Raw genomic sequence first — 26,830 nt, 5'->3', positions numbered from 1 at the left:
TGGCAATGGGCACTCATTACGACATGTGCTGTTACTTAGTTGGGAGGGTCAGGAGTCGAAACCCAGCCCGACGGCGTCGAGCGCTTTGAGAATGAGGTTCCTTTTCCCTTGGTTGTGGTCGGCCCTGTCCATGGACCAGCGGGTCAGGTTGATGCCCAGGGAGGCCAGCGGCTCGGGAGGGAAGGGAAGCGGCCGTTTCCTAACCATCTCCACCCGGGTGCGCTCGGTGTCGAGGCCGGCCAGCAGGTCCAGGAGGACGTCCGCCGCGAAGGCTGTGGCCCCCACTCCCAGCCCCGTGAAACCAGCCGCGTACGCAACGCGCCCTTTCCGCGCTGTACCGAAGAACGCGCAGAACTGCGTGCTCGAGTCGATGGGACCGGCCCACTTGTGCGTGAACTTCAGTCCCTCCAACTGCGGGAACGTCGTGAAGAAGTGGGAGGCGATCCTCTCCCAGGTCTCCGGCTGGTATTCGTGCCGCTGGTCCACGCGACGGCCCCAGAAGTAGAGAGCATCGTACCCTCCAAAAAGAATCCTGTGGTCCTTGGTGATGCGGTAGTAGTGGAACTGGTTGGCAACATCGCCAATTCCCTGGCGTTTGCTCCACCCGATGGACTCCAGCTGTTCTGCCGTCAGGGGTTCGGTCATGAGCGCATAGTCGTACACCGGAACAGTCATGAGCTGGTTCCGCTTGAGCAGGGACGGAAACACGTTGGTGCCAAGGACCACGTACCCGGCCTCTACGTTGCCTCTTTCCGTGACCACGGTGACGCCGGAATCATGGTCCTTGAGTTCACGCACACGCGTTCCTTCGTGGATCACCACGCCCAACTCCGCTGCCACCCTCGCCAGTTCAAGGCCGAGTTTGTACGGGTGGACCATCGCCACGGAGTCCTTGTGCCAACGTCCCGCCAAGTACGTAGGGGAATTGACCTCTGCCCGGATGGCCTCCTGGTCCAGGAAGACACTGCCGGGGCTGTCGTCCCCCTGGAGCCACGCCACCTGATGGGGTTCGACGGCAACGTTGAGCTCACCGGTCCGCTCCCAGTCGCAGTCCATGCCGTATTTCTCCACGGCTTCCTGCATGCGGTCCAGGTTCTCCATGCCCAGACGGTCCAGGATCTCCAACTCGCCGGGCCAACGGTTCTTGCCGTTCTCGTGGCCGTGGGTGAGGCTCGCCTCGCAGAAGCCGCCATTACGGCCGGACGCCGCCCAGGCAACGTGTTCTGCTTCCAGCAGGATCACCGTCCGGCCAGGGTCACGTTCCTTGGCGCGAAGTGCTGTCCACAGGCCGGTGTATCCGCCGCCGATGATCACGAGGTCGGCGGCAGCATCGCCGTCGAGCTGTGGGTAATGAGTAGCTGAGTCCTTCAGGTCGTCGATCCAGAAGGGCCGATGGGCGGCACCTTCCAGCGCGTGGGATACGACGGCGGTCTGCGGGACATTCCGTTCGAAAACGGTGGTCTTCACGGGAGGTTCTCCTGTTTCAATGGTGATGTTCTTATCCGGTCAGGCAATGACCGGTTGGACGTCCCACAAGGGCCGGGGACGGGAGGCGATGAGGTTCCGCGTGTACTCATCTCCAGGGTCCTCAAGGATTCGTGCCGTGAGCCCCTGCTCCACGATCCGTCCCTGATGCATCACGATGAGCTCAGAACAGAGGCGTGACACCACGGCCAGGTCGTGGGTGACGAACAGGATGGTCAGTCCAAGCTGGTCACGCAGTTCCTCCACGAGTTCGAGCACCTGGGCCTGGACGGAGACGTCCAACGCACTGGTGGCCTCGTCCAGTACCAACAGGCGGGGTCGTGCGGCAAGGGCCTTGGCCAAGGCGACACGTTGACGCTGTCCGCCAGAGAGGGCCCGGGGCTTGGCGTCGAACCGTTCGGACCCGATCCCCACCCTTGCCAGGAGGTCGCGTGCACTGTCCTTGGCTTCCTTGCGTCCCTGCTTTTGGTGCAGCCGGAAAACATCGGCAACAGCATTGCCAACAGCGATCCGGGGATCCAAGGACAGGTACGGATCCTGGAAAACAATCTGTACTTCCTTGGCCAACACTTTCCTTTCGGATGCCTTCAGGGGCCGGTGTGGCCTGATGACTCCGCGAAGGGTGAGTTCGCCTGCTGTGGCGGTTTCAAGCCCCAGCACCAGCCTGGCGAGCGTGGACTTCCCGGAACCGGACTCGCCCACGATGCCCAAGGACCCGCCCTCAGGCAAGCTGAAATGGGCGTTTTCCAAGGCGCTGATGACTTCTCCGCCGGGCAGGTGGTAGCTCTTGGACAACCCGGTGACCTCCAGCAAAGGAGACCCTGCCGGCTCATGCCCGGGAGGCGCAGCCAAGGCGGAGCCAGACCCCACCTCTATGACAGGAGTCGCCTCCACCAACTGCCGTGTGTAGTCCTGCTGGGGCGTCAGGAAAACAGCCTGGGTTGGTCCGTGTTCCACCACTTCCCCGCGACGGAGAACATAGACGCGCTCACACAGGCCCGCAGCCAGGTTGAGATCATGCGTGATGAACAGCATGCCCATCCCGCGGGACTGTTGTTCTTCGCGCAGGAGCCGCACAATCCCGGCCTGGGTGGTGACATCCAGGGCGGTGGTGGGCTCGTCGCACAGCAACAGGTCCGGCGAGTTCAGGAGGGCCGCAGCAATCATGACGCGCTGGAGCATGCCGCCGGAAAGTTGGTGCGGGTGCTGGTCCATGAGTTCCTTGGCCCGCCGAAGCCCCACTTGCTCCAGTTGTTTCACTGCGCGTTCTATGGCCTCGGCGCGGCTCAGGCCGTCAAACCGCACGAGTGTTTCAGTGAGGAAGTCCCCCACGGTCCGGACCGGGTTGATGCCTGCCCGGGGGTCCTGGAAGATCATCGACGCATGTCCGCGGCGCAGCTCCATGAGCCGCTGCTTGCTGGCCGTCAGGGTGTCGAGGCCCTTCACGGACACGACGCCGGAGGACTGTGCACCACCGGGAAACAACCCCAGCGCGGCACGGGTGGTCAGGGACTTGCCTGAGCCGGACTCCCCCACCAAGGCGACCGCTTCGCCGTCGTTCACGTGCAGGGAAACGCTGTCCAGCAGCGGCGGCCTGCCCGGAAACCCAAGCGTAAAGTTTTCAATCTGCAAGAGCTGGCTCATGAAAGTTTTCCTCCGATGCGGTCTGAGATTTCCTCGCCGATGACGTTGACGGCCACCACCACCAGGACCACCACCACAGCGGGCCAGAAGGCAGGCAGGAGATAGCCGCCCAGCAGGGCGCCGCGGGATTCCTCGATCATGGCGCCCCAGTCGCTGGTGGGCGGTTGGACCCCAAGCCCAATAAAGGAGAGCGCCGCGAGGTCTGCCAGCACATAGCCGAAATTCAGGGTCGATTGAGCGCCAACAGTGGGAATGAGGTTGGGGAGAACCCGTCCCAGCACCACCCAGGGTGTCCGGAAACCGAGCACCCTGTACGCCTGGACGTACGGCCTGCTGCGTTCGGCCACCACCAATGACTGCGCGAGCCGGGCCACGTACGGAACGTACGCAATGGTCATGGCCAGGATGGGCGCCAAGAGCCCCTTACCGAACAGGGCGATGGCAAGCATGGCCATGAGCAGCGCGGGAAAAGCAAAGAGGAGATCGAAAAGGCGGCCCAAAACCTTGCCCAGCCAGCCCTCCGACCAGCCAGCCACCAAGCCAAGCAGCAATCCGAGGACAGTGGATCCGATCACCACGATGGTGGGCCCCAGCAGCGACGTCCGACCACCATGCATGAGCCGGCTGAGGAGATCGCGGCCCAAGGCATCCGTACCCAGCAGATGCTGCCCGCTGGGACCGGCCAAAACGTTGTTGAGGTCTACATAGTCCGGGTCGTACGGCGCCAGGACCGGGGCGAACAGGGAAAGAAGTACGACGGCGGCGGCAACGGCAAGCGCGCCCCACGCCATGGGTGACAAGAGGCTGCCGTAACGGCGAAGCCCCGCCTGTGGCAGCTGGATGGCTAACGTCATCGGGACTCCGTTCCGGCCGCGATCCGCGGATCAATGAGGGGTTGGACGAGATCCACCACGGTGTTGACCAGGACGAACGCTGCAACCACCACCATGACGATCGCTTGGACAACACCGAAGTCGAGCCTGTCGATGGACTGCACCAGGAGTTGCCCGATGCCGGAGAGGCCGAAGGTCCGCTCGATGATGGCGCTGGAGACCAGGAGTCCGGCCACGAGCACGCCGCTCACGGTCAGGATGGGCCCCAAGGCGTTGCGCAGCACATGGCGTGCCACCACGGACCCACGGGTGAGTCCACGGCTGGTGGCCACCTCCACGTGTTCGCGGAGCAATTGCTCGTTCATGGAGGACCGCGTCACCCTGGCAACCATGGCGATGTAGGTGATGCCCAACGCGAGCGCCGGGAGGGTGAGATGCCAGATCCGGTCCCATCCGCCGTCGCCGCTTCCAAAGGAGGGGAACCAGCCCAGCCCCACGGAGAAGAGCGCTACCAGGGCAATGGCCGCAACGAACGGAGGAACAGCCCCGGCCGCAGTGAGCGTGATGAGGATGAAGCGGTCGCTGAAACCCTTGTTAAGGCTGGCGACGATCCCGGCAAACAAGCCGAGGACAGTAATGAACACCGCGGCCAAGGCGACGAGTTGCAGGGTGGTGGGCAGCCGGCCGAGCAAGACGTCGGAGACGTCCTGGCGGTAGGTCAGTGAGCGGCCCCAGTCCCCGTGCAGGATGCCGCCGAGCCAGTTCAGGTACTGTTCCCAGGCCGGCTTATCCAAGCCGAACTGCCGGGTGATCTCTTCCAGTGCCTCGGGTTTGGGGCTGCGTCCCCGGAGCAGGAAGCGGGCAGGGTCTCCGGGGACCAGGAAACGGGAGAAGAACACGGCCACGGAGGCAACGAACAACGTCAGCACCAGGGCAAGCAGCTTCTTCACGATGTAGACCGCCGGGCGGATCGCCCTGCGTTTGTCCCGCTTGTGGCTGGGAGCGCCCGGCGTGTTGGCAGCCTGGACTTGTTCTGTAGCGGTCATATCAGCGACCTCCTATCTGGGCTGCCCACGGGTAGTACATGTAGTTGATGGACGGGTCCGCACCGGTGATGCGTTTGCCGAGCCACATGGAGGTGACGGTTTCGTAGAGCGGTCCCCAGACCACTTCCTCGCTGGCCAGCTTTGCGGCCTGGCCGGTGAGTTTGCCGCGGGCCTCCGGGTCCTGCACGCTGTAGGCGGAGTTCACCAGGTCATCGAATTCCGCGTTGCTCCAGCCGCCGTAATTGCTGAAGTCGCCGGTCCGCAGCACGCTGTACATTTCCAAGGGCTCGGTGCTGGAGAGGTACCAAGACGTCACCAGCAGGTCCACATTCTTGCGGGCCTCCGGGTCCGAGAACAAGGTGGTGTATTTGTCGTTGGACATGGTCTGGATTTCCGGTTCCAAGCCGATCTCCTTGGCTGCGGACGCGATGGCCCGTGCCGTGATGTCGAACGCGGCATTCAGGGAGGCGGTGGCAAAGACGAACTTGCTGCCTTCGGCCCCGGCTTCCTTCACCAGCTTCTTTGCCTCTTCCAGGTCATAGGGCGTGGAGAGGAGCCCATCAAAGGCCTCATCAGCTGTGGCAGCCGGGACGTCCTTCCACACGCTCCTGGTGGTCAGTGCATCCGTGTTCTTGGCGTAGCCCTGCTCCGCGGCCTTGATCAGTGCGTCCCGGTTGATGGCCATCATGAGTGCCTTGCGCACCCGGACGTCCTGGAAGGTCCCGGCCAGGTTGGTGAAGACCATGCTCTGTACGGAGGTGTCATTGCCGAAGTACAGGGACCCGGCGTCCTTGTTGGCTTTGAGGATGTCGATCGCATTGGACGGGATCGCGAAGCCGCCGTCGATTTCGCCCGTTTGGAAGGCGTTGATGCGGGAGGTGGCGTCCGGGAGCATGGTGAACGTGACCTGCTTCGATTTGGCTTTCAGGTCCGGATCCCAGTAGTCGTCGAAGCGTTTGAGGGTGATACTCTCCCCCGCTTCCCACTGATCGAACTGGAACGGCCCCGTGCAGTTCACTCCCGCTTTTGAGTTGCCGTAGTCCTTGCCTGCTTCCTCAAGGGTTGCTGCGGACTCCACCACACCCGGGGCGCCCACCAGGGAAGAGTTGAACACGTAGTCCGGACGCGTGGTGGTGACCGTGACTTCGTAGTCGCCGGTCTTCTCGATGGACTCCACGTTTTGGTAGGACGACGCCCAGAACGAGCCCACCTCCGGGTCGAGGTGGCGGCTCAGGGAAGCGACGACGTCATCCGCCGTCATCTCGGTGCCGTCGTGGAACTTCACCCCTTGGCGGATGGTGTAAATCCACGTCAGGGGATCAGGATTCTCCACTCCCGTGGCCAGGCCGGGCGAGGTCGAGAGGTCAGCGTTCCATCGGAAGAGCGATTCGCACACGTTGGAAAGGACGGTATTGTCCGGGTAGTCGAAGGCGTAGGCGTAGTCCAGGGAGAACGGCTCCGCGTACATGGCCCAGCTGAAGTTGTCGATCTCCTTGGTGGGCGCTTCTGTGGAGTCGGCCAGGGTGTACTTGGCACCGCCCGCGGAGCCGGTCACGCTGGCGGGCTGCGCGCCGCAGCCGCCCAGGAACAGGCCGAGCACGACGCCGGCCACCATCACCGCGGTGATGCGCGACGGCGTCGTCCGCTGTTTGCGGCGCATGGTGCCACCCGCTGTTGGCGGCCTCACTGCATCACCGCCGGCTGCTGGCCGCGGGCTGTTTCCGCGACCGGGCTTTGGGCTGCCGCCCGGTCATAGACGCACTCGCCCCCAATCCACGTCTGCGTCACCACTCCCCGGTGCAGTTCCTCCACAGGAAGCTCGAAAAGATTGACATCCAGGACCGCGAGGTCGGCGAGTTTCCCCGGTTCCACAGTCCCCGTTGCGGCGTCCAGGTGGTTGATCCAAGCAGTGCCGTGGGTGTAGGCGTCCACGATCTGTTTGAGGCTGAGCTTTTGTGATGCCGGGCCGAGCGGGGGGAGGTTTTCTCCCGGGGCTGTGCGGTTCACTGCCACATGGATGGCCGCAATGGGGTCGGCAGTGGAGACCGGCCAATCGCTGCCCGCCACCAATCGGGCACCCGCAGAAGCCAGCTCACCGAAGGGATAGTGTCTGTCCTCGGCGCCCGGTTCAAGGAACGGGAGCGTCAGGGTGTCCATCTGTTCCTCGTGGCAGGCCCACAGTGCCTGTACGTTGGCGGCCGCATTGAGCTCAGGGAAACGGGGAATGTCCTGGCCGCGGACCACCTGCAAGTGGGCGAGGTGGTGCCGGTGATCGTTGGCGCCGTTGCTGTTCCGGGCTGCCTCCAGCGCGTCCAGGGCATCCGTGACAGCGCGGTCGCCAAGGGCATGGAAGTGAACCTGCATACCCTCGGCATCTATGGCGGTGACAAACTCCTTCAACTGCTCTGGCTCGAAGAACTCGATCCCGCGGTTGTCCGTGTGGTGGCCGTGGTGGTCCAGGTAGACGTGGTGCATGGCGGCCGTGTAGTTCTCGGCCACGCCGTCCACCATGACTTTGACCGTGTTGGCGTTGAGCTGCAGGGGGTCGAATGCTGCGGCCACCGTGTTCCGGCGTTCCACGATTGCTTCCAGCTGGGACATACCGGCGGTCCTGTCCCACCACTGGCATGCCGTGACCCTGACTTTGAGGTCCCCTGCCTTCGCTGCGTCCTGGTAGACCTCCAGGTGATCGGCATGTCCGCCCTCCGGGATGGGGACCCAGGCGTCCTGCCAGGCAGTGATGCCTTGGGCGAGCAGCAATTTCTGGGATGCGAGCAACCCTTGGTACGCCAACTCGTAAGGCACTGCCGGCTTTACCGCGTTGAAGAGGTCCATGGCACCTTCGTGGACGGTGCCTGCCGGTGTGCCGTCCTCTTCGCGTTCCAGCCGACCACCGTCCGGATCAGGTGTGTCCTTGGTGATCCCGGCGGCTTTGAACGCCGCAGTGTTGGCCCAAGCTCCGTGGTGGTCCCTGTTGACGAGGTACACGGGCCGGTCCGGGACCACGGCATCAAGCAACTCCCGGCCAGGGGTGCCCCCGTGGAACAGGTCCATGGACCATCCTGCGCCCACGATCCACGGTTGGTCCGGGTTGTCCGCGGCGTAGCGGGCCACTGTTTCTACAGCTTCTTCTGCGCTGGCCACCTCCGTCAGGTCGCACTGGAGCAGCTCTATCCCTGCGAAGATGGGGTGGATGTGGGCGTCCTGGAATCCGGGAACCACCAGTTGCCCTTCCAGGTCCACACGGCGGGTGACCGGCGTCGCCGTTGCCTCGAGGTCTTCAGCACCGCCGACGGCGATCACCCTGCCCTCGCCTATTGCCACGCTGGCTTGGACGGGTCCGGCGTCATTGCCGGTGTAAACCCATCCGTTCTCCAACAAAATCTCTGCGTGCACGATCGAGTCCTTTCGTGGGAAATTCAACTCTGCGAGACAGACTATGAGCCGGGTCACATTAATGTCAACAGTGTTGACATCAGTGCTGACAAAGACTTTGACTTGTCCTCGAAAGGAGGTGGCCATGGATCATGTAGGTTGATAATCAACCGGGGATCGCATGGAAGGCGGACAACAGATGGTGCAGCCAGCACAGTCAACGGACCGCCGCACGCGCTTGGACCCAGCTACCATCATTGACGCCGTCCTCCGGATTTCCAGCCAGGAACCCAGTGAGCGGCTGACCGTCCGACGACTGGGGCAGGAACTTGAAGTAGACGCCACCGCCGTCTACCGCCACTTCCGGAACCGGGACGCAATCGTCAGGGCAGCGCTGGACAAGTTGTTCATGATGTCCGTGGATCGAACGCTGGCCTCGGCACGCGACCAGGACTGGCGCACCCGGCTGGAGACGTACCTCGATGAACTCCTCCGGGTCTTCATGCAGCACCCCTCCCTGGGCAGCGAGTCCTTCGCCACGGACACTTACGGCCCCGGTGAATTGACGGCAATCGAGTTCGTCCTCCAATGCCTCACCGACGCCGGGCTCGAAGAGGACCGCGTGGTGCACTACTACGCCGCCTTGGAAAGCTACACCCTTGCCCTCGGCGCCGGCATTGCGGTGGAAATCCAACGGCTCCCGGACTCCGAGGGCCACGATCCCTGGCTCAACCCCAGGGTCTTCACCCGAATCACCGGGCACCCGCTCCTTGAAAAGCACCACGCTGCACTGCAAACCCTCGACTCACTGAAAGCTTTCCAAGCCGGTCTCGCAGCCATCCTGGACAGCGCCGAACGCGAAAGCGCGCAGGCGCCGCAGGCCTGACAGCCTGCCACGCACCCAACCCACCTTCACCGCACGCACGCCGCCACCCGGCGTCGTTCCTTCATCACTGCCCGGACACCGACGCCCGGCAGGGAAAGCACGGCACCCCATGCATCAGTTCATTAACGGAAAACTCCTGTCCGGCACCTCGGGAAACACCCTGGACGTCATCAACCCGGCGACTTCGGAGGTGGTGGAAACCGTCAGCCTCGCCTCGGTGGCGGACCTCGAGGCCGCGGTGGCTGCAGCCCGTTCAGCCTTCCCGGCGTGGTCCCGGACTACCGCAGGAGAACGAGCCGGGATTTTGCAAAAGTTCGCCCGGATTATGGAGGAACGGGCCGCGGAGTTCTCCCGGGTGGAAAGTTCACAGACGGGCAAACCGTTGCGGTTGACCCGCGAATTCGACGTCCCCGGCACCGTCGACAACATCGACTTCTTCGCAGGAGCCTCACGCCATCTCGAAGGCAAAGCCACAGCTGAGTACTCGCCCCAGCACACCTCCTCCATCCGCCGCGAGGCGATTGGCGTGGTGGGGTCCATTGCGCCGTGGAACTACCCTCTGCAGATGGCGGCGTGGAAGATACTGCCCGCGATCGCCGCCGGCAACACCATTCTCCTCAAGCCTGCCGAGATCACACCACTGACATCCCTCATGTTCGCGCAGGCGCTCACGGATGCCGGACTGCCCGACGGCGTGGTGAACGTGGTGGTGGGTGACGGAGCCTCTGTAGGGGCCGCCCTCATGCAGCACCCGGACGTGGACATGGTGTCCTTTACAGGCTCCACCGCCATTGGCCGCACGGTCTTGGAAGCTGCTGCCGTCAACGCCAAGCGCGTGCACCTTGAACTGGGCGGAAAAGCACCTTTTGTGGTGTTCGACGACGCCACCTTGGACGCCGCAGTGCATGGCGCCGTGGCCGGCTCCCTCATCAACACGGGTCAGGACTGCACCGCAGCAACCCGCGCCATTGTGCACCGCAGTGTTTATGACGAGTTCGTGGCAAAGGTCGCCGAGCACTTCGAGGGGATCGTTCTTGGTGCACCCGGGGATCCCGACGCGGACCTTGGCCCGCTGGTCTCCTTCAAGCAACGGGACCACGTGGCGGGGATGGTGGAGCGGGCCCGGGGCTACAGCAAAGTGGTGGCCGGGGGCTACGCTCCCACGGGCAAGGGCCTTGCCGACGGCGCCTTTTACCGCCCCACGTTGGTGGTGGATGCGGCGCCTGACTCGGAGATTGTCAAGGACGAGGTCTTCGGCCCGGTCCTGGTGGTTCTTCCCTTCGACACCGATGACGAAGCGATCCATCTCGCCAACGACACCGTCTACGGACTCGCAGCGTCAGCCTGGACCAACAACCTCCAACGAGCCATGCGCGCCACCCGCGAGATCAAGGCAGGCTGCGTCTGGGTCAACGACCACATCCCGATCATTTCCGAGATGCCCCATGGCGGTTTCAAGCAGTCCGGATTCGGAAAGGACATGTCTGCGTACTCCTTCGAGGAATACACCCAGGTGAAGCACGTGATGGTGGAGCTGGACGGCGTCATCAAGAAGGACTGGCACCGGACGATCTTCACGCTGCGCTGATTCCGCCGTTGCGAGGCACGCTCTGCATGACTCCGCGGGATTTATAGCCGCAGAGCGGGCCCCGCAATGGTCACTTCGGGCCGGATTTTTCGTCCATTCCCGAGCACTGCCGTGGCCACGCCCAGCAGCAGGATCAGCCCACCCATGATTTCGGTAAGGGTGGGAATTTCATTCAAGACCAGCCACGCCGCCGTCATCCCCACCACCGGGACCAACAGCGTAAAGGGCACGACGTCGGAACTCGGGTACAGCGACAACAACCGGTTCCAGATGCCATACCCGATCAGGGAAGCAAACACCGCCGTGTAAATCGCACTGAGGATGGTCGCCGGTTGCAGGTCCGTGAGCGTTGCCCACACGGTGCCAGGCCCGTCGACTACCAACGACAACCCCGCCAACGGAACAGGGACCACTGCGCCGGACCACACCACCAGTCCCAACCCGGAAGCGGCTTTGGAGTGCCGGGCCACCACGTTGCCAACAGCCCAGGACAACGCCGCGGCCAAAACGATCATGAGGGGAAGGACCGGCGCCACAGCGCTGCGCCCCAGTGCCACCACGCCCAGGCCTGCGATGCCCAGCACCACTCCGGCCATCTGACGCCGGCTGGGCTTCTCCCCCAGGAACTTCGATGCCAGCAGGATGGTCAACAGGACCTGCGCTTGGAGGACCAGCGAGGCCAAGCCCGCCGGCATCCCGAGTGCCATGCCCAGGTACAAGAGGCCGAATTGACCGGCACTCATGAAGAGTCCGACGCCGACTATCGCCTTCCAGCCCACGTCCGGCTTTCGGATGAACAGGATGAACGGAAAAACGACGAGAAGGAAGCGCATTGCCACGAAGAGCAGCGGAGGGACTTCCCTGCCGTTCGTGTGCAGGCCGAGGTCAATGGCGACGAAGTTGATACCCCATAAGACGGCGACCAAGACGGCAAGGGCAGCGTGGCGAAGGTTCACAAGTACACTCTGCCTCGCTTTAGCGTGAAGCACCAGCGTTGAATTCTGTATCTAACCGCGTAGATTTGCTTCATGATCGATATCTCAGCCCTGAGGGCGCTTGTAGCCGTGGAACAGCATGGCTCGGTAGTGGCAGCATCCGACGTCATGGGGTTCAGCCCCTCCGCGGTGTCACAGCAGATCAAAAAACTGGAAAAACAGACCGGTGTTGTGGTCCTGGAGCGCAATGGCCGCGGCGTGCTCCTCACCGAGCGTGGGCTGGCATTGGCCGGCTATGGCCGCCGGATCATGGGTGAACTCGAGGAGCTTCAGGCAACGCTGCTCGCTGATCCCGCCAAGCCGTCGGGCCTGCTGAGATTGGTGGCCTTCTCCACCGCATGCCGGGGGTTGGTGGGACCCATGCTCGGGCGCATGGCGGCCACCCACCCCGCCGTGAAGATCACGGTGCTGGCTGAAGACCCGCGCGAAGCCGTGCAGCGGGTGGCATCCGGCGAGGCGGAACTGGCAGTGGTCCACAACTGGAACTCCGTACCCCTGGTGATCCCGGAGAACCTGGTCCACGAGGATCTCTGCGTTGACCAAGCCGATGTCCTTGTTAACAGCACCCACCCTCTCGCGTCCCGCACCGCCGTCGAGCGTGAAGACTTGCTGAACGAGACCTGGATCAGCACCCCGGCGGGGGCTATCTGCAACGAGGCCCTGCTGCAGATCTTCGCCGGGCTGGGGCGGGTTCCCGACATCCGCGTTTACGATCCGGACTTTTCCACGCACATCGCCATGGTGGAGCAAGGGGTAGCCGTGGCGCTGGTACCACGCCTGGGAAGGCCACTACTCCCACTGGGAGTCGTTGCCATCCCCGTCATGAATCCCGTCCAGCAACGTTCAGTTGGGGTTGTGTACAGGAAAACGATGACCGCCAGCCCCACCATTCGCCAGGCCGTTCACATACTGCGCGAGGTTTCGGGTGGGTTGCCCCTGCCCTAAGGCTAAGCGGGTGCGATCAACGTCACACAGGGGAACATTCGACGCTTGGCTCTCTGTTAGCTTAGGCTAACCTTACCTAGCCTTCCGTGCCGTCCGGAGCGCGATCGTCAAAACTTTTTGAAGGGGCCCAACTGTGGAAGCAATCCTCTTTCCAACGGACATGAACCACCATCACACCTATGGCCTGGTGAGTTACATCATGATCGACGACGGACTGTATCCGAGTGCCCACAACCGGCGCGATCCCTACGCACTGCCGGCGTTCGATATCCGCGGGCAATGGGTGTACCCCAGCCGTTACAACGAATACATGGCACCGCAATTGCCGGTATACATGTTCGACGGCGAGTATCTGATCGCAACAGGGCACGGAGACGAAGCGGCGGGCCTGCCCGTTTTCGAGATTCGTTGCATGTGCATGCCGCAGTTAGCCCACGGAGACCCAAGTAACTCGCAATAGCAGATTATGCGCGGGGCACGCTGAAGTGCGTCAGCCGCGCGTCCTGCCCGTCCAGCTCAGCCCAGGACTTCTCCGTCTCCAGTACCGTCAACGCACTCGTTGGGTATCGGGTAGCGGCATCCATGTACGCGTCGTGGTCCGAATCACGCGAAGCCAAGTGCATGGCCAGATCCTGGACGCCGGGCATGTGTGAGATGACCATCAGCGTGGTCACCGTGTCAGGAACATGATTGATGACCGTCAACATGCGGTTCGCGGAGGCGGCGTACAGGCCGTCCTCGAGTTTAGGGGTCGGCGCTTTGTCACCCAGCTCATCGCAGACCCAGGTGCAGGTCTGGCGGGTCCTCAGCGCGGACGAGCACAGGATGAAATCCGGCACCACGCCCTGCTTGAGCAACCATTTGCCCGCGAGCGGCGCTTCCCGATGCCCACGCTCTTCGAGGGGACGCTCATGATCAGGCACACCCATGGGCCAATCAGCCTTGGCATGCCGCATGATCACGAGGCGCTTGATGTGGTGGTCGCTCATGAACCAACCCTATCCGCTGCAGACTCCCTCCCCCGGGCCTTCCTGACCTTCTTTGGGAGATCAACAGCCCGTGGTCAACCTGGTGCGGTTGCTCAAGGGCTGTTGGCAGATCAAAGTGGGTCAGGACCCCACGCACGCCGGTCCGTGGGCTTGCGAGGTGAGGGCGGCCGTGGGGAGGAACGAGCGCCGGCGCAGAGGGATGTTGCCGCCTTTCGGCTGCGGTGCTACTTAGATCGAGTATTCCGGAGCGGCCCAGACAATAACTTCGGGGTGCTCGTAGAAGCGGTAGCCCTGGCCGCGGACCGTGCGGACGGTGTTGGCGAGGCGGCCGAGCTTGGAGCGGAGGCGGCGGATGTGGACGTCGATGGTGCGCTCGTTGGGCACCTCTTCGGCGTTGCGCCACAGACCCTCAAGGAGTTCGTCGCGACCCACGGTGCGAGTGCCGTTCTCGACGAGGTAGTTGAGGAGCTCGAATTCCTTGAATGTCAGGTTCAGTGACTCGCCGTCGAGGTGCACTTCGCGGCGGGCGAGGTCGATCAGCACGCCGGAGGGGCGCGATTCCTGCTGGGGCGTCGGACGGGCAGCTTCGGTGCGCTGGCGTGCGGCGACGGTGGGGTCCCCGAACGTGGAACGCACGACGTCGAGTGCGGACCCGGGTGCCCCGGCTGGGGCGACTGCGACGGCAGCGTAGCTCTCAGCGCCGGTCACGAGGGACTGCGCATAGGCCCGGATTTCCTGGGCCAGCTTGGCAATGGAGGTGCCGGCTGCCGCTGCTGTTTCCTCGTCAATGCCCATGTAGAGCACAAAGCCGCGGGCCACATTGTCGTTGGCAACGGGGCGGAGCCTGTCGGACTGGGCAATCACCGGAGTGGGCGCAGTCATGGGTGCCGGCTCGGCGGTAGGTACGGCGCGCAACTGGCCATAGGAGTTGGGGTTGTAACCCTGCGGAACGTAACCGGGAGCCTGCTGGCCTGCGCCCTGCTGGGCGGGGGCGTAGCCGGGGCGGTTGCCAAAGCCGGGGCGGAGCCCCGCGTTCGACGCGGCCTTGTTGGCGTTACGGACGGAGATGTGGACGTATCCAGATGCAACTGACATGGAGTGCTTACCTCAAAAGTGAATAGCCGTCATCGCGGCTTCGAATGCTGGTTGTCCCCGCAATGAGTTTGGGGAGGGGCGCCCAACGCTGGGCTAGGGGGCGAATGCCTGAAACTTCTTGGGGTGGAAAGTTAGGCTTGCATTCGACAACAGCGGTCATCATGGCCAGCGGGTGTGCTGGACCAGGTTGCTGCGGCTGCAGGTGCTGTTGAGTTCTTGTTCACATTGGAAGTGTGCAACGTAACAATGGCAACACGCAAGTAACAAAGCGCCGAACCGTCCACATTTTGAGACGCAGAGGTCTTTTGTGTCGCAAATCACAATTCAGTTCTGACCTTAAATGAACGTCTTTCAATTCTGCCGCGACTGCCTTTTTTGGTGCCCTGCCGAATTTCCTTCGCTTCAGGGGGCATTTGGCGCATCTGCCTCCACGCGAACCCTGCCTCCGCGGAATCTCACGATCTGAAACACCTGTTGTCCAATCGCGGAAACGAAAATCCCCGCATTTTCGACCCCGTGTCCCCGCAAAACGCCTCACTCTCGGACGTGAGAGAGCGTCGGCCGGAAACAAACGGGACGTGAGAGAGCGTCGGCCGGAAACAAACGGGACGTGAGAGAGCGTCGGCCGGAAACCAACGGGACGTGAGAGAGCGTCGGCCGGGGCCGGACACGTGTCACCGCACTTCCACGTCGCTAGTGTTGACTTCACAGCGTTCTCACAGGACCGGCAAAGCGCGGGCTAACCAGCAGATCGGAGAGTTGTCCCATGGCCTCCTCGCACTCCATGACCAACAACCTTCCCCAACTCTCCCACCCGGACGGCTCCCCTATCCGTGCCCTGGTGGTGGATGACGAGCCCAGCCTCGCTGAGCTCATGAGCATGGGGCTTCGAATGGCCGGGTGGTCAGTTGCTGTTGCCGGCGACGGCCCTGGGGCCGTGAAGCTTTCCAAAGAATTCCGGCCCGATGTCCTCGTACTGGACGTCATGCTTCCCGGATTCGACGGTGTGGAAGTCCTCAACCGCATCCGTGCGTTTGCCCCGGAAGTTCCCGCGCTTTTCCTCACAGCCAAGGACGCCGTGCAGGACCGCATCGTCGGGCTGGCTGCCGGCGGCGACGACTATGTCACCAAACCCTTCAGCATGGAGGAAGTCCTCCTGCGACTGCACCGCCTGGTCCAGCGTTCCGGCGTGGCCGCCATGGACACTGCCGAACTGGTGGTGGGTGACCTTACCCTGAACGTGGACACCCGTGAAGTCACCCGGGCCGGCGAGGACATTCCGCTTACCGCCACCCAGTTTGAGCTTTTGCGCTACCTCATGGAGAACCCTAAACGAGTGGTCAGCAAAGCACAGATCTTGGACCGTGTGTGGGACTACGACTTCGGTGGACAAGCCAACATCGTGGAGCTCTACATTTCCTACCTGCGCAAGAAGATCGAAGCAAACCACCCTCCGATGATCCACACCATCCGCGGCGCCGGCTATGTCATCAAGCCTGCGGACTAGGCGTTGAGCACCCTTTCAGGAGTGGCCAAAAAGTCACACCGCAGTTGGCTCAGCCCCTCCGCGTGGCACCTGCGTACCCGACTGGTCCTGGTCGCCATGGCCTTGCTGGTCGCCATTTGCGCTGCCGTGGGAGTGGTCAGCTACGCCTCCATGGACATGGTGTTCAACAAGCAGCTCGACCGGCAGTTGGAGCAGGCGTCAAGCCGCGCGACCAGCTTCGGCAGGCCGCCGTCGAACTTTCCGTCCTCCCCCTCCGGAAGGCCGGACCCGCTGGAAGCGCGCGGCCAGGCCGCTGGAACGCTGAACGCACGGATCGATGGAACAACCGTGATCAATCCAGGCGTTATTGAGGCCTCCGGCAAGCGGGCCGAACTCACGGCGGACGACAAACAGATTCTGCTGTCGTTGCCCCGGGACAACCGGCCTGTGGACCGATCGCTCTCCTATGGGGATTACCGGCTCGTGGCCGTCGAAACTGCCGGCGACGTGATCGTGACGGGACTGCCTCTCGCGGACAAGCAAAGCGCCGAGGCCTCGCTGGTGTGGACCATGGTTCTGGTGTCGCTCGGCGGACTGGCTGTGATCGGCCTCGCGGGAACGGTAATCATCCGGCGGACCATGCGTCCATTGGAGCAGCTCTCCGAGGTAGCCACCAAAGTTTCCCGCCTCCCTCTCGACGCCGGTGAGGTGGCACTTGCGGTGCGGGTCCCGCCGTCGGCCGCCCATCCCGGAACCGAAGTCGGCAGCGTTGGCCATGCCCTCAACCAGATGCTGAACAACGTCTCCAGTGCTTTGGAAGCCCGCCAGGAAAGCGAAACCAAGGTGCGCCAGTTCGTCGCGGACGCGTCGCACGAACTTCGAACGCCGCTTACGGCCATCCGCGGTTACACCGAACTGTTGAGCATGACCGAGAACTTCACCGATGACGGCCGAAAGTCGCTGGCACGCGTCCGGAGCCAGTCCGAACGGATGACCACCCTGGTGGAGGATCTGCTGCTGCTTGCCAGGCTGGACGAAGGCCAGGCGCTCAAGATCACGGACGTGGACCTCACCCAGTTGGTGATTGAAACTGTCAGCGACGAGAAAATCATGGCACCGGACCAGATTTGGCAACTCCAACTCCCGGATGAACCCGTCACGGTCCGCGGCGACGTTACGCAACTGCACCAGGTCCTGGCCAATCTTCTCTCCAACGCCCGTAAACACACCGATGCCGGCACCACGGTGGTCACCAGCGTGATGCTCTCCGCGGACGGCAGCCCAGTGGTGACCGTAACGGACAACGGGCCCGGCATTCCAGAGGATTTCCAGGGCCGGATCTTCTCCCGTTTTGCCCGCGCCGACGCTGCGAGATCGGGGTCCGAGGGCACGTCCGGGCTGGGTCTGTCGATCGTTGAATCCATCGTGGAAGCTCACGGCGGCAGCGTGCACGTGGCGTCCCGTCCAGGGCGCACGGAATTCACCCTTCGATTCCCTGCCGTCGCCACCGAACAGAAGTTACGAACCCAGCAAGGCGACTCACCGTCGTCGTGATCTCTGTTACCTAAATGTGACTTCTACGAATTCCTCCTGTACCGTCGAAAGGGTGGGTCGCCCCAACTGGCCCACATCCGGGATGCGCCGAGCTCTGCCACTTCCCGGAGTCCGTACTTACTCCGAGGCAGAGACGGGGGACCCAGAGTCTCCGGGACCAGGCATTTATGCCGGACCCTTGGGGTGAAGCCGCAGCGTGATGCGCGGCCGGATGACCTCATCCGAACCCGACAGCTAACTCCGCAGGCGCTGAGAGGTAAACACACATGTCTGAATTTAATGATCAGACGCGCCCTTCCGCGCGTCACCGCGATGAGCACAACGCACCGTTGACCAAGTCGCAGGCTGTCCTCAAGAACGCTGCCCGCCAGGGCAAGTCCGGCCACCGCATGTCGGTTGTTGCCGGTGTTGTAGCTGCTGCGCTGGGCGTTGCATCGCTCGGTACTGCTGCCAACGCCGCCCTGACCCTTCCCGAGGTAAGCCGCGTTGCAGAGACCCAGGCGAATGCCCAGGTCAGCAACAACAAGACAGCTGAAATCTCCGCTTCCTTGGATGCAGCCGCTGCAAAGGGCGCCGCTGACAGGGCAGCCGTGGACAAAGCCGCAGCCGAAAAGGCCGCAGCCGAGAAGGCCGCGGCGGACCAGGCCGCCGCTGAAAAGGCCGCCGCCGAGAAGGCCGCTGCCGACCAGGCCGCCGCTGAAAAGGCCGCCGCTGATGCTGCAGCCAAGCAGGCCGCCGACGCCGCTGCTGCCGCCGCCGCTGCCGAAGCTGCAGCTGCTGCTGCCGCCCCCAAGGCCGTGGACGATCCCGCCGCTGCCAAAGCCTACGCTGCCAGCATCCTTGGCAACTACGGCTGGAGCGCCAGCGAAATGACTGCGCTGAACACCCTGTGGGAGAAGGAATCCAACTGGAGGACGACCGCCACCAACGCTTCCAGCGGTGCTTACGGCATTGTCCAGTCGCTGCCGGCTAGCAAGATGGCAACCGCGGGCGCTGATTGGCAGACCAACTACCAGACCCAAATCAAGTGGGGCTTGAACTACATCAAGGAACGCTACGGATCCCCGTCGGCCGCCCTGGGCTTCCACTTGGCCAACAACTGGTACTAAGCCAGACTGCTTGATTACCGCGCCGGTTGCCGCCGCCCGCACCAGTACAGACTGGAGCGGATGGCGGGAACCGGCGCGGTTTTCGCGTTACACAGACTCCGGTTCGGCTTCCAACGCGCTGCGCACCGCCGCGATGGACGCAGCAACATCCCCTGCATCCGTGGTCCAGTTACTCACCGAAATCCTGAGGATTTCACGGCCACGCCAGGAGGACCCGGACATCCACACCGCGCCCTCGGCCATCAGCCGTTGCGTGACACGGTGTGTGCGGTCATCACTGCCGAAGCTCACCGATACCTGCGTGAACACGACGTCGTTGAGCACCTCGACGCCCGGGATCGCGGCGAGCCCCTCGGCCAACGCGCGGGCGTTTGCAGCGAGCCGCTCCACCATGGAGATCACCCCGTTACGGCCCAGTTGCCTCAGCGCCGCCCACACAGGGATGCCCCGGGCACGGCGGGACATCTCAGGCACTTTCTCGAAAGGATCTCCCGGACCGGCATCCGTGGCAATGAGGTAACTCGTGTGAACACTGAAAGCACGCCTCAAGGCTTCCGGCCTCGCGACGATTGCCAAGCCACAGTCGTAAGGAACATTCAGGGTCTTATGGGCATCCGTGGCCCAGGAATCTGCTTCTTCCACTCCGGCCAGGCGGGCCCGCAGCGTCGGGCTGACAGCGGCCCATAAACCAAAAGCGCCATCCACGTGCACCCAGGCTCCGCGATCGTGGGCCACGGCTATGGCTTCCTCCATGGGATCAAAGGCGCCGGAATGCAGGTTGCCCGCTTGAAGGCAGACCAGCGACGGTCCGGGCTGCTGATCCATGGCCTCGGCAAGCGCGTCGGGGAAAATTCGTCCTTCGTCGTCGGCGTCTACAGGGACGCACGCCCCCAAGCCGAGATACCGCAACGCCAAATCCACTGCGGCGTGGCGCTCCCGGCCTGCAAAGGTGGTGATGCGCGGGGCGCCGGTCAGCCCAAGAGCCTCCAGGTCCCAGCCTGCCTCGTCCATCAAGTGTTGGCGCCCGGCCGCAAGTCCCACGAAGTTCGCGGTGGTGGCACCAGTAGTGAATCCAACGTCGGCACTTGCAGGAAGGTGGAGAAGCTCCAGCAGCCACGCGGCGGCCGATTCCTCAACGGCGGCTGCCGCCGGTGTGGCGAATCGAAGCCCGGTGTTCTGGTCCCACGCCGAAACAAGCCAGTCTGCGGCCATGGCCGCGGGCAGGGTTCCGCCCATGACCCACCCAAAGAACCGTCCGGACTGGATCGCCATGAGGCCCGGTTCAGCCAGCGCGGCGAGCTCATCAACTACCTCAGCGGCATCGGTGGCTTCGTCAGGCAGACGCGGCAGGATGCTCTTGGCCACCTGATCGGCATCGGAGGACGGGCGGACTGAACGTGTGGGGACCGACGCAAGCCAATCACCGGCGTGGACCATGGCCCGCTCCAGTGCAGCACCGTACGCCTCCGGCATCGCAGACATGCGCACAGCCTACGCCCGGATCATCTCTCTTGGAACAGTCTTTAACCCGGCGGTATTAAAGGGTCAGCGTGAGGAGGTGCCCGCCGTCGTCGTCCTTCACTGCGGTGACCGTCACGGCCGAGTAGTCCGGGATGCGCCACATGCCGTCTTCAAGATGACCGGCGTCGCCTACTACCACGGTCCGCATCCCGGCGGCGCGCGCAGCAGCGATCCCGGCAGGCGCGTCTTCAAAAACCACGACGTCGGCCGGGTCGACTCCCAGCAGGGCGGCCGCCTCGAGGTAGCCCTCCGGGTGCGGCTTGCCCCGGGTGACGGACTCCGCGGTGACGGCGGTGGACGGCATGGTGAGCCCGGCCGCCTGCATGCGGATATCAGCAAGGATGCGGTCTGCTGAGGTGACCAAGGCGATGGCATCATCGGGAAGGCCGGCCAGCAGGGCTTCGGCACCGGGAAGCGCGATCACGCCATCGGTCCGGGAGCGTTCCATCTCGCCAAGTTCAGCGGTCAAAGCTTCGAAATCAGCGCCGGGGGGCGCATAGCGGCGCACGGTATCGCCGGCTTGGACGCCGTGGGAGGTGCGGAGGATTTCGTTGTAGTCCAGGCCGTAGCGCTCGGCGAATTCAAGCCAGACCTGCTCGACCACCGCCGTCGAATCCACCAGCGTGCCGTCCATGTCGAAGAGGACGGCGCGGACGGTCAGCACGGGTGCGGCAGGATGGCTCATGGTTCCATCCTGCCGCACGCTCATGGGGTAGTGCTGAAGTATGACTTAGCCATTCGGCCGCTGCGGAAGGTACTGCACCGCCCACTGATTGCCGTCAGGGTCAGCGAAGTACACAAAGTGACCCCAGTCCTGGACGTCGACATCGCTGACCTCCACGCCGTTGGCTTTGAGGTGCTCGTGGGCCTTGTTGATGTCCGCCACCACCACTTGCAGGTTGGGCGCAGAACCCGGAGGGGCGTCGGTGAGACCTTCACCGATGGCGATGGAACACGCCGAACCCGGAGGTGTCAGTTGCACGAAGCGGATGCCGTCCATGGGACGCTCATCGAAATCGGCGTTGAAACCAACCTTGTTGACGTAGAAGTCCTTCGCGCGATCGACGTCGGAGACAGGGACAAATACCAGTTCAAGTTTCCAGTCCATGCGCCACAGGCTAACGGGGCACGGCGGAAACCGGTAGGGGTCTACCTTTAGCCGGCCACGCCGTAGAGGCGGTCGCCGGCGTCACCCAAACCGGGCACGATGTACGACTTCTCGTTGAGCTTCTCGTCAATCGATGCGAGGACAATGTTCACATTGGCGTCCGCGAGTTCCTCTTCCAGCTTCGCCAGGCCTTCAGGGGCAGCCAGGAGGCAGATGCACGTGACGTCAGAGGCGCCGCGCTTGAAGAGGAACTTGATGGCTTCGCGCAGGGTGCCGCCGGTAGCAAGCATGGGGTCCAGGACAAAGATCTGGCGGCCGGTGAGGTCCTCGGGGAGGCGCTCGGCGTAGGTGATGATGTCCAGGGTTTCTTCGTCGCGGGCCATGCCCAGGAAGCCAACCTCAGCGGTGGGGACCAGTTTGGTCATGCCCTCGAGCATGCCAAGGCCTGCACGCAGGATGGGAACCACCAGCGGCGTGGGCTTGGTGAAAGCCGTGCCGATGGTCTTGGTGACAGGGGTCTCGATCTCCACTGGCTGCGTCTTGACCTCGCGGGTGGCCTCATAGGCCAGGAGGGTGACGAGTTCTTCAGTGAGCTGCCGGAAGACCGGTGAAGGGGTGTTCTTATCCCGCAGAACGGTGAGCTTGTGAGCGACCAGCGGGTGGTCCACGACGAGTGTGCGCATCCCCCAAAACTATCATTGAGACATGAGCGCCACCGAGCCGTATCACGCAGACCATATGGCCTGGATGGGTCTTGCCCTGGACGAGGCCCGGTTGGCGCTGAAAACGGACGACGTACCGATCGGCGCCGTGGTGTTGGGGCCCGACGGCGGCGTGCTGGGTTCCGGACGCAACGAACGGGAAGCGCACGGGGACCCGACGGCCCACGCGGAGGTGGTTGCGATCCGCCAAGCGGCTGCTTCGCTGCGCCAGCGCGCGGCGGAGGCGGGCTCGGACGGTGACGGTTGGCGGCTTGAGGACTGCACGCTGGTGGTCACGTTGGAGCCATGTGCCATGTGCGCCGGGGCTATTGTCCTGGCCCGGATTCCGCGCGTCGTGTTTGGCGCGTGGGACGAGAAGGCGGGAGCGGTGGGATCCGTGTTCGATATTCTCCGCGAGCGTCGTCTCAATCATTGGGTGGAGGTCTACGCCGGTGTGCGGGAGGAAGAATGCGCGGCCCTGCTGAAGGAGTTCTTCGCCTCTCATCGCGTGCCCGGCGGGAGTAACTACCCGGCCTGATCCTCTTCTTTGCAGGAGTAGAAATGCCAGTCTCTTTCAACCACACCATCGTCTACGCAACGGATAAGCACGCCTCAGCCGACTTTCTGGCGCGCATCTTCGGCCTTCCGAAGCCGCAACCCATGTGGTCCTTCGTCACGGTGTTGTTGGACAATGGCGTCACGTTGGACTTCCTGGAGGCGTCCGGGGAGATAGCGCCCCAGCACTACGCCTTCCTGGTCAGCGAAGAGGAGTTTGACCAAATCTTCCTCCGGATCACTGCCGAACACATTCCTTATTGGGCCGACCCTTCCCGTGCTCGTGCACAACAGATCAACCACAACGACGGCGGCCGCGGCATCTACTTTTCCGATCCGGACGGGCACTTCCTTGAGGCGATTACCCGCCCGTACGGATCGGGCTGAGCTGGCCGTTTTGCCCGCGCGGCCGACAGGTGAGCTTAGACTGACACATGCTCGAAAAGTCGTGGGGAGCTTTTTGTCTTGCTGCTGTGGTGGTCGCAGGAACTATGACGGCATGCGGACAACAGGCATGCGATTCGATGCTTCGGCGCACTGACGTGAGTATCGATTTTTCCCGGCTTGACGCGCCGTGGGAAACCTTGGAGTACACCGTCAACTGTCCGGGGCAGGAATCGTGCGTCTACACACCGGGCAGCAACACCAAGCGCTACGCCGCTGTGGCCGACAACCCGCTCTGGATCGTCGGCGGGACCAAGACCTTGGAAGTGACGGTGTACCTCACGGGTCCTCCACACCACTGGCAAAGTCGACGGCCGACCTGAAGTGGGATCCCCCGTTCGATCCCTCCGCCTGCTCGACTAGTGCTACAGCAAACTTTGTGGTTTAGTCCCCAGCGCGCTGAGGACAGTGGCTGCCGTGGTGTCCCAGCCTTGTAGATGCTGGCGGGCTTGGAGGGCGTTGTTGCGCCAGCGCTGCTGCAGGGCGGGGTCGGTGAGCCAGTTCCTGAGAGTCCTTGTCAGGTTGTTGGGGTCGCTGAGGTCCAGCGCTGCGCCCGCTCCTGTGCCACCGAGCGCTTCGACTGCCCCGGTCCCCTGCCGGACAATCACCGGGACGCCATGGGCCAACGATTCCGTGACCACCATGCCGAAGGATTCTGATCGGGAAAGAAGGACGCTGAGGTCAGCTTTGTGCCACTCCTCATCGAAGGCGTTGCCGGTCAGCTCGCCGGTAACGCTGATGCGGTTGTGGAGCCCGTAATGCTCGACGGCGGCCCTCACCTCAGCTGCGTACATCGGGTCTGCGTCCTCCGAGCCTATGAGGGCGACCGTCCACGGCAGATCCGTTATCTGGCTGAGGGCCTCTACCAAGAGTGTTTGGCTCTTGTTGGGCAGCAGTGCGGCCACGGCTACGATGTGCCGTGGCTGCGACCCCTTGGCGGGGTCTGCTTTGTCGGCCCCGGGCGTGGCGATGACTATATCCTGCGTCCCGTGCTTCGTCTCAAGCTCATCAGCGGCGTGGGCACTCGGGCAGATGATCCCCGTCGCGGCAGCCAGCGCCTTGGCCTCAAGGTCATGGTGATCCGCCAACGCCATATGGGACAGGATCCACACACTGGTTCCTTTACCCACGGCGCCTGCGATCTCGTCCGGCGACCCACTCGCTACCAGCCCATCGGCAATCACCGTTGCGCCGCCGTCGAGCATGTCACCGAACCGCTGCCGGTCCGCCGGGCTCCCAACCGGCCAATCGCCGTCGACGATTACAGTCTCGACGTCCGCGCCCAAGGCGGTCAGATGCTCGGCGAGCTTGGCGTTGTACTTGTTCCCGCCGGAGCCGTGCCGGACGTTCCCCGGGACCATGAAGCGGATGTGCACTTACTTGACCGGGAGCTCCAGCGAGTAGCCGGCCCAAGCATCGGGGTTTTCGCGGAGGACGACGTCGATGCCACTGAGCGCCGGGCCGTCTTCTGTGTCCTGGATCCGGGTGGCCATGGCGTCGGCGATGTGCTTGGCCAGTGCCTCGGTGGTGGAGAGCTTTCCCTTGAACGCCGGGTGCTCGTCGAGGTTCTTGTAGTTCAGGTCCGCCAGGATTTCCTCCAGGATGCCGCCCGCGGCGCCAATGTCCAGAACGATCGCGTCGTCGTTGAGGTCCGGACGCCGGAAGCTGACTTCGGCAACGAACGTAGCCCCGTGGAGGCCCTGCGCTGGGCCGAACGCTTCGCGGGGAAGGCTGTGGGCGATCATGAAGTGGCGTCGGACGGTCAGGCTGAACATGTACTAATCCTCCGGGGTGGGATAGGCGACCACGTGGCAGAAACCGCCGGGCCGTTCGAACAATTTAACGAGTGTGGTGGGCAGGTTCTGGAACTGGCATTCGCTGCTCAGGAACGTGTCGAACAGCGGGTCTTTGAGCTGGTTCACCGCTTCCTGCAGGCGCAGGGCGTTGGTTCGCCGGTGCCTTCTTGGAAGGGCAACGGCGCCGACCTGGCTGGAGCGGATGTTCAGCCTGCGCGCGTGGAAGTCCTCGCCGAGTGGGAGGGTGACTTCCTTGTCCGCGAACCAGGAGAGTTCGATGACGTCGGAGTCGTCGCCGGCCAGTTGCAGGCTCAGCTTGAGTCCGTCGTTGGACGCGGAGCAGTGGAAGACGATGTCGTTATCGTTTTTGGCGTCTTCAGGCTCGGCGAATTCGATGCTGAGCTTTTCGGCGAGGTTGCGCTTCTCCGGGTCCGCATCCACCAGCTGCAGGCGACCGAGCGGGTACTTCCGCAGGAGCGTCGTCAAAACGCCGCCCACAAGGCCACCACCGACGACGGCGACACGGTCACCCAGCCTCGGTCCGGCTTCCCAGAGGGCATTGATGGCGACTTCCACGATGCCCGTGAGCACCGCGCGACGGGCAGGGACATCCTCGGGGATGGCCGTGAGCTGGCTTGTGGGAACGATGTAGAAGTCCTGATGGGGATGAAGGCTGAAGACGGTTTTTCCTACCCACTCTTCCGGTCCTTGCTCTACCGTCCCCACACTCAAATAGCCGTACTTCACCGGGCCTGGGAAGTCACCTTCCTGGTGCGGGGCCTGCATCAGGTCAGCAACGCGTTCCGGGACCCGACCTTCGTGGACCACACGCTCCGTGCCTCGGCTGACACCTGAGTACAGGGTCCTGACGAGGGCTTCTCCTTCTTGCCTTGCTGGCAGGTCTTCCGGGCGCAGCTCACCATCGCCCGTCTCAGTGACCCAGTAGGCGTGGGCTTCGTGCTCTTGTTTCCGTTCGTGTTCCTGAGAAATCGTCATGATGCTTACGAATCTATCGGTGCGGAGCTGTGGACGGAAGTTGGCGTGGATTGAAGGGTGCGCCACCTGCTTATTGGGCAGGGTCCAGAGGGGCTCGTTTTGGGGAACCGGGCCAATCTCGGGTAGCCTATTTCAGTTGGTGACGTGTCCGAGCGGCCGAAGGTGCAACACTCGAAATGTTGTTTGGTGTAAAAGCCAACGTGGGTTCAAATCCCACCGTCACCGCCAATGAGAAAGGCCCTGCTTCCCTTTGTTTATAAGGGAAGCAGGGCCTTTTGCTGTGTTCGGGCTAGCCGTCTGCCCACATTCTGCCCACACCCGACTGTGAAACTGCGTGATCTAGAGCGTCTGAAACTGAGTCTAGGTTGAAGGGATATGCCATGAGCAGGGAAGACGAAATTGTGTATTTGCGCCTCAAGATCGGCCAGTACACGTACGAGGTCACCAACCAAGATCGCAACCTTAATGAGTGGATGATCCGCAGAGTCTGGGATGAGGGTTCGGAAGAGATCGGCGTACTTGTAAAGGATGATGGACCGGATCCGAGTTACTTCACGAAGCCGCTTAATCGACCGGTCGATGGAACTATCATGTGGCACACCATGGAGGATGCAGTCAGGTTTGCTGCGAGGGGCTTCCGGTAGGACGCGCTTGTCCCCTTGAGTTGGCCTGACTTGAG

27 protein-coding genes, 1 tRNA gene and 1 riboswitch are annotated in these 26,830 nt (G+C 63.1%); of the genes, 12 read left to right on the top strand and 16 right to left on the bottom strand.

Going from position 1 to position 26,830, the window contains the following annotated elements; genetic code table 11:
• Window positions 1–48: 48 nt before the first annotated feature.
• The 6 genes from QEH68_RS04380 to QEH68_RS04355 are packed head-to-tail and all read right to left on the bottom strand — an operon-like array spanning window position 49 to window position 8,404.
• Window positions 49–1,467 (bottom strand): FAD-binding oxidoreductase, encoded by a 1,419-nt coding sequence (locus QEH68_RS04380; protein WP_280626766.1) that lies wholly within the window; start codon window positions 1,465–1,467, stop codon window positions 49–51.
• A 39-nt stretch (window positions 1,468–1,506) separates the two neighbouring features.
• Window positions 1,507–3,129, bottom strand: coding sequence for an ABC transporter ATP-binding protein (locus QEH68_RS04375; RefSeq protein ID WP_280626764.1), 1,623 nt, complete (start codon window positions 3,127–3,129; stop codon window positions 1,507–1,509).
• Complete coding sequence (locus QEH68_RS04370) at window positions 3,126–3,983, bottom strand: ABC transporter permease (protein ID WP_280626762.1); 858 nt, start codon at window positions 3,981–3,983, stop codon at window positions 3,126–3,128. The genes QEH68_RS04375 and QEH68_RS04370 overlap by 4 nt, the downstream gene beginning before the upstream one ends.
• Window positions 3,980–5,008, bottom strand: a complete 1,029-nt coding sequence (locus QEH68_RS04365) for an ABC transporter permease (protein ID WP_280626760.1) — start codon at window positions 5,006–5,008, stop codon at window positions 3,980–3,982. Before QEH68_RS04365 ends, QEH68_RS04370 begins: the two co-directional genes overlap by 4 nt.
• Before the next feature lies 1 nt (window position 5,009).
• The gene (locus QEH68_RS04360; RefSeq protein ID WP_280626758.1) at window positions 5,010–6,668 is read right to left on the bottom strand and encodes an ABC transporter substrate-binding protein; all 1,659 of its coding nucleotides are present in this window, start codon (window positions 6,666–6,668) and stop codon (window positions 5,010–5,012) included.
• A gap of 23 nt (window positions 6,669–6,691) precedes the next feature.
• Window positions 6,692–8,404 carry an amidohydrolase gene (locus QEH68_RS04355; protein WP_280626756.1) on the bottom strand — a complete coding sequence of 571 codons (1,713 nt, stop codon included), beginning with the start codon at window positions 8,402–8,404 and terminating at the stop codon, window positions 6,692–6,694.
• A 178-nt stretch (window positions 8,405–8,582) separates the two neighbouring features.
• On the opposite strand from QEH68_RS04355, the gene QEH68_RS04350 reads away from it, so the two are divergent.
• On the top strand, window positions 8,583–9,269 hold the full coding sequence (locus QEH68_RS04350; protein WP_242703528.1) for a TetR/AcrR family transcriptional regulator: 687 nt from the start codon (window positions 8,583–8,585) through the stop codon (window positions 9,267–9,269).
• Window positions 9,270–9,378: 109 nt separating this feature from the next.
• Window positions 9,379–10,857, top strand: a complete 1,479-nt coding sequence (locus QEH68_RS04345; protein ID WP_280626752.1) for a gamma-aminobutyraldehyde dehydrogenase — start codon at window positions 9,379–9,381, stop codon at window positions 10,855–10,857.
• A gap of 41 nt (window positions 10,858–10,898) precedes the next feature.
• Here QEH68_RS04345 and QEH68_RS04340 read toward each other — a convergent pair whose 3' ends face one another.
• Window positions 10,899–11,813, bottom strand: a complete 915-nt coding sequence (locus tag QEH68_RS04340) for an EamA family transporter (protein WP_280626750.1) — start codon at window positions 11,811–11,813, stop codon at window positions 10,899–10,901.
• Between the two features lie 72 nt (window positions 11,814–11,885).
• Here QEH68_RS04340 and QEH68_RS04335 point away from each other — a divergent pair, with 72 nt between their 5' ends.
• Both QEH68_RS04335 and QEH68_RS04330 read left to right on the top strand, forming a co-directional pair.
• Window positions 11,886–12,797 (top strand): LysR substrate-binding domain-containing protein, encoded by a 912-nt coding sequence (locus QEH68_RS04335; protein WP_280626748.1) that lies wholly within the window; start codon window positions 11,886–11,888, stop codon window positions 12,795–12,797.
• Window positions 12,798–12,930: 133 nt separating this feature from the next.
• The gene (locus QEH68_RS04330) at window positions 12,931–13,257 is read left to right on the top strand and encodes a hypothetical protein (RefSeq protein ID WP_242703527.1); all 327 of its coding nucleotides are present in this window, start codon (window positions 12,931–12,933) and stop codon (window positions 13,255–13,257) included.
• Between the two features lie 4 nt (window positions 13,258–13,261).
• Here the strand turns inward: QEH68_RS04330 and QEH68_RS04325 are convergent, their stop codons facing one another.
• Together QEH68_RS04325 and QEH68_RS04320 are read right to left on the bottom strand one after the other, a co-directional pair.
• Window positions 13,262–13,786, bottom strand: a complete 525-nt coding sequence (locus QEH68_RS04325; RefSeq protein WP_207596295.1) for a histidine phosphatase family protein — start codon at window positions 13,784–13,786, stop codon at window positions 13,262–13,264.
• 228 nt (window positions 13,787–14,014) lie between these two features.
• Window positions 14,015–14,881 carry a winged helix-turn-helix domain-containing protein gene (locus QEH68_RS04320; RefSeq protein WP_207596294.1) on the bottom strand — a complete coding sequence of 289 codons (867 nt, stop codon included), beginning with the start codon at window positions 14,879–14,881 and terminating at the stop codon, window positions 14,015–14,017.
• 766 nt (window positions 14,882–15,647) lie between these two features.
• On the opposite strand from QEH68_RS04320, the gene QEH68_RS04315 reads away from it, so the two are divergent.
• The 3 genes from QEH68_RS04315 to QEH68_RS04305 all read left to right on the top strand — a co-directional run bounded on the left by QEH68_RS04315 (window position 15,648) and on the right by QEH68_RS04305 (window position 19,030).
• Window positions 15,648–16,388, top strand: a complete 741-nt coding sequence (locus QEH68_RS04315; RefSeq protein WP_207596293.1) for a response regulator transcription factor — start codon at window positions 15,648–15,650, stop codon at window positions 16,386–16,388.
• 3 nt (window positions 16,389–16,391) lie between these two features.
• Window positions 16,392–17,921, top strand: coding sequence for a HAMP domain-containing sensor histidine kinase (locus QEH68_RS04310; protein WP_280626744.1), 1,530 nt, complete (start codon window positions 16,392–16,394; stop codon window positions 17,919–17,921).
• 75 nt (window positions 17,922–17,996) lie between these two features.
• A riboswitch (cyclic di-AMP (ydaO/yuaA leader) is annotated at window positions 17,997–18,182 on the top strand.
• A gap of 5 nt (window positions 18,183–18,187) precedes the next feature.
• Window positions 18,188–19,030, top strand: a complete 843-nt coding sequence (locus QEH68_RS04305) for a hypothetical protein (RefSeq protein ID WP_280626743.1) — start codon at window positions 18,188–18,190, stop codon at window positions 19,028–19,030.
• Window positions 19,031–19,117: 87 nt separating this feature from the next.
• Here the strand turns inward: QEH68_RS04305 and QEH68_RS04300 are convergent, their stop codons facing one another.
• The 4 genes from QEH68_RS04300 to upp are packed head-to-tail and all read right to left on the bottom strand — an operon-like array spanning window position 19,118 to window position 22,342.
• On the bottom strand, window positions 19,118–20,512 hold the full coding sequence (locus QEH68_RS04300; RefSeq protein ID WP_280626742.1) for an aminotransferase class V-fold PLP-dependent enzyme: 1,395 nt from the start codon (window positions 20,510–20,512) through the stop codon (window positions 19,118–19,120).
• 55 nt (window positions 20,513–20,567) lie between these two features.
• On the bottom strand, window positions 20,568–21,236 hold the full coding sequence (locus QEH68_RS04295; protein ID WP_280626737.1) for an HAD-IA family hydrolase: 669 nt from the start codon (window positions 21,234–21,236) through the stop codon (window positions 20,568–20,570).
• 45 nt (window positions 21,237–21,281) lie between these two features.
• The gene (locus tag QEH68_RS04290; protein WP_089593728.1) at window positions 21,282–21,659 is read right to left on the bottom strand and encodes a glyoxalase superfamily protein; all 378 of its coding nucleotides are present in this window, start codon (window positions 21,657–21,659) and stop codon (window positions 21,282–21,284) included.
• Between the two features lie 47 nt (window positions 21,660–21,706).
• The gene (upp, locus tag QEH68_RS04285; RefSeq protein ID WP_089593727.1) at window positions 21,707–22,342 is read right to left on the bottom strand and encodes a uracil phosphoribosyltransferase; all 636 of its coding nucleotides are present in this window, start codon (window positions 22,340–22,342) and stop codon (window positions 21,707–21,709) included.
• Between the two features lie 22 nt (window positions 22,343–22,364).
• On the opposite strand from upp, the gene QEH68_RS04280 reads away from it, so the two are divergent.
• The 3 genes from QEH68_RS04280 to QEH68_RS04270 all read left to right on the top strand — a co-directional run bounded on the left by QEH68_RS04280 (window position 22,365) and on the right by QEH68_RS04270 (window position 23,682).
• The gene (locus QEH68_RS04280) at window positions 22,365–22,898 is read left to right on the top strand and encodes a nucleoside deaminase (RefSeq protein WP_280626734.1); all 534 of its coding nucleotides are present in this window, start codon (window positions 22,365–22,367) and stop codon (window positions 22,896–22,898) included.
• A gap of 23 nt (window positions 22,899–22,921) precedes the next feature.
• Window positions 22,922–23,302, top strand: a complete 381-nt coding sequence (locus QEH68_RS04275; RefSeq protein WP_207596287.1) for a VOC family protein — start codon at window positions 22,922–22,924, stop codon at window positions 23,300–23,302.
• 155 nt (window positions 23,303–23,457) lie between these two features.
• Window positions 23,458–23,682 carry a hypothetical protein gene (locus QEH68_RS04270; RefSeq protein ID WP_280626731.1) on the top strand — a complete coding sequence of 75 codons (225 nt, stop codon included), beginning with the start codon at window positions 23,458–23,460 and terminating at the stop codon, window positions 23,680–23,682.
• A gap of 42 nt (window positions 23,683–23,724) precedes the next feature.
• Here QEH68_RS04270 and QEH68_RS04265 read toward each other — a convergent pair whose 3' ends face one another.
• The 3 genes from QEH68_RS04265 to QEH68_RS04255 form a co-directional block, all read right to left on the bottom strand.
• Complete coding sequence (locus tag QEH68_RS04265; RefSeq protein ID WP_280627969.1) at window positions 23,725–24,564, bottom strand: glycosyltransferase family 4 protein; 840 nt, start codon at window positions 24,562–24,564, stop codon at window positions 23,725–23,727.
• A 171-nt stretch (window positions 24,565–24,735) separates the two neighbouring features.
• Window positions 24,736–25,134, bottom strand: a complete 399-nt coding sequence (locus QEH68_RS04260; protein WP_280626729.1) for a 6-carboxytetrahydropterin synthase — start codon at window positions 25,132–25,134, stop codon at window positions 24,736–24,738.
• Window positions 25,135–25,137: 3 nt separating this feature from the next.
• Window positions 25,138–26,151 carry a zinc-binding alcohol dehydrogenase gene (locus QEH68_RS04255; RefSeq protein WP_280626727.1) on the bottom strand — a complete coding sequence of 338 codons (1,014 nt, stop codon included), beginning with the start codon at window positions 26,149–26,151 and terminating at the stop codon, window positions 25,138–25,140.
• Between the two features lie 138 nt (window positions 26,152–26,289).
• Here QEH68_RS04255 and QEH68_RS04250 point away from each other — a divergent pair.
• Window positions 26,290–26,379: transfer RNA gene (locus QEH68_RS04250), tRNA-Ser, on the top strand.
• 152 nt (window positions 26,380–26,531) lie between these two features.
• Window positions 26,532–26,795 (top strand): hypothetical protein, encoded by a 264-nt coding sequence (locus tag QEH68_RS04245; RefSeq protein ID WP_207596284.1) that lies wholly within the window; start codon window positions 26,532–26,534, stop codon window positions 26,793–26,795.
• Window positions 26,796–26,830 lie beyond the last annotated feature (35 nt).

The sequence above is a fragment of the Paenarthrobacter sp. OM7 genome (genome assembly GCF_029873575.1).
Classification (GTDB): Bacteria; Actinomycetota; Actinomycetes; order Actinomycetales; family Micrococcaceae; genus Arthrobacter.
The sequence above is the reverse complement of the archived record's forward strand: the minus strand, read 5'-3'. Positions and strand labels throughout refer to the sequence as shown.

Bases quoted from the DNA above. Each gene is read 5' to 3' on its own strand.
- QEH68_RS04375 (WP_280626764.1), bottom strand. From the start codon at position 3,129: ATGAGCCAGCTCTTGCAGATTGAAAACTTTACGCTTGGGTTTCCGGGC.
- QEH68_RS04370 (WP_280626762.1), bottom strand. From the start codon at position 3,983: ATGACGTTAGCCATCCAGCTGCCACAGGCGGGGCTTCGCCGTTACGGC.
- QEH68_RS04365 (WP_280626760.1), bottom strand. From the start codon at position 5,008: ATGACCGCTACAGAACAAGTCCAGGCTGCCAACACGCCGGGCGCTCCC.
- QEH68_RS04360 (WP_280626758.1), bottom strand. From the start codon at position 6,668: ATGCGCCGCAAACAGCGGACGACGCCGTCGCGCATCACCGCGGTGATG.
- QEH68_RS04350 (WP_242703528.1), top strand. From the start codon at position 8,583: ATGGTGCAGCCAGCACAGTCAACGGACCGCCGCACGCGCTTGGACCCA.
- QEH68_RS04345 (WP_280626752.1), top strand. From the start codon at position 9,379: ATGCATCAGTTCATTAACGGAAAACTCCTGTCCGGCACCTCGGGAAAC.
- QEH68_RS04335 (WP_280626748.1), top strand. From the start codon at position 11,886: ATGATCGATATCTCAGCCCTGAGGGCGCTTGTAGCCGTGGAACAGCAT.
- QEH68_RS04325 (WP_207596295.1), bottom strand. From the start codon at position 13,786: ATGAGCGACCACCACATCAAGCGCCTCGTGATCATGCGGCATGCCAAG.
- QEH68_RS04320 (WP_207596294.1), bottom strand. From the start codon at position 14,881: ATGTCAGTTGCATCTGGATACGTCCACATCTCCGTCCGTAACGCCAAC.
- QEH68_RS04315 (WP_207596293.1), top strand. From the start codon at position 15,648: ATGGCCTCCTCGCACTCCATGACCAACAACCTTCCCCAACTCTCCCAC.
- QEH68_RS04305 (WP_280626743.1), top strand. From the start codon at position 18,188: ATGTCTGAATTTAATGATCAGACGCGCCCTTCCGCGCGTCACCGCGAT.
- QEH68_RS04300 (WP_280626742.1), bottom strand. From the start codon at position 20,512: ATGTCTGCGATGCCGGAGGCGTACGGTGCTGCACTGGAGCGGGCCATG.
- QEH68_RS04295 (WP_280626737.1), bottom strand. From the start codon at position 21,236: ATGAGCCATCCTGCCGCACCCGTGCTGACCGTCCGCGCCGTCCTCTTC.
- QEH68_RS04290 (WP_089593728.1), bottom strand. From the start codon at position 21,659: ATGGACTGGAAACTTGAACTGGTATTTGTCCCTGTCTCCGACGTCGAT.
- upp (WP_089593727.1), bottom strand. From the start codon at position 22,342: ATGCGCACACTCGTCGTGGACCACCCGCTGGTCGCTCACAAGCTCACC.
- QEH68_RS04280 (WP_280626734.1), top strand. From the start codon at position 22,365: ATGAGCGCCACCGAGCCGTATCACGCAGACCATATGGCCTGGATGGGT.
- QEH68_RS04275 (WP_207596287.1), top strand. From the start codon at position 22,922: ATGCCAGTCTCTTTCAACCACACCATCGTCTACGCAACGGATAAGCAC.
- QEH68_RS04265 (WP_280627969.1), bottom strand. From the start codon at position 24,564: ATGCTCGACGGCGGCGCAACGGTGATTGCCGATGGGCTGGTAGCGAGT.
- QEH68_RS04260 (WP_280626729.1), bottom strand. From the start codon at position 25,134: ATGTTCAGCCTGACCGTCCGACGCCACTTCATGATCGCCCACAGCCTT.
- QEH68_RS04255 (WP_280626727.1), bottom strand. From the start codon at position 26,151: ATGACGATTTCTCAGGAACACGAACGGAAACAAGAGCACGAAGCCCAC.
- QEH68_RS04245 (WP_207596284.1), top strand. From the start codon at position 26,532: ATGAGCAGGGAAGACGAAATTGTGTATTTGCGCCTCAAGATCGGCCAG.